Raw genomic sequence first — 620 nt, forward strand, 5'->3', positions numbered from 1 at the left:
TAACGCCCTGTTAAGGTGTGAGCAACGCAATACCGAAGCCGCCGCATACCACCTTAAACACTAAACGCAACGCATAGTAAAAATGCCACGCGTTGCGAATCACTCTTAAACAGTTTGTTAGTTTGCAAACCCAAAGCGTTGATTTTAAATTATTTTAAACTTTGCAAACAATAAACTTTATGTGTTCTGATGCAATTAGGTCAGGCGTAGTCTCAAAGCGGCTACTCAATGAAACCACTTGGAACAAACAACGCCGCGGAAAAAGAACTCACAACACCAAAAAGTGTTTTTGGAAAACCAATCTCACAATGCGGACTTTCAACAAGGTCACTGAAACCACGTGAACTTTCCACACCAGAGACAACGTCATTTCAGCGAGTAAAGCGGCTTTTGTACCAACAAACTCAACGAGCAGAGTTTCAGCAAACAAATTCAACTCAGTTAACCCAAAAGTTGCCGCACCAAAGAACAAACCAACCGTTGAAACGATGCCAATTTTGGATTTTCACCACGCTAGTTAACCCTGAAATTGAAAGCCAATACGACAACTTAAACTTTGAGCTTTTACCACTAGATCTTGCGAGATAGCTGCGTTTTTCCTCTTGCAAACTAACGCCCTG

At 41.8% G+C, this 620-nt stretch carries 1 protein-coding gene; it reads right to left on the reverse strand.

What is annotated here, in order from left to right; all coding sequences use genetic code 11:
* Positions 1-268: 268 nt before the first annotated feature.
* Positions 269-430 (reverse strand): hypothetical protein, encoded by a 162-nt coding sequence (locus tag LIX84_RS23345; protein ID WP_226422276.1) that lies wholly within the window; start codon positions 428-430, stop codon positions 269-271.
* Positions 431-620 lie beyond the last annotated feature (190 nt).

This window comes from Vibrio sp. E14, from assembly GCF_020515785.1.
Classification (GTDB): Bacteria; Pseudomonadota; Gammaproteobacteria; order Enterobacterales; family Vibrionaceae; genus Vibrio; species Vibrio diabolicus.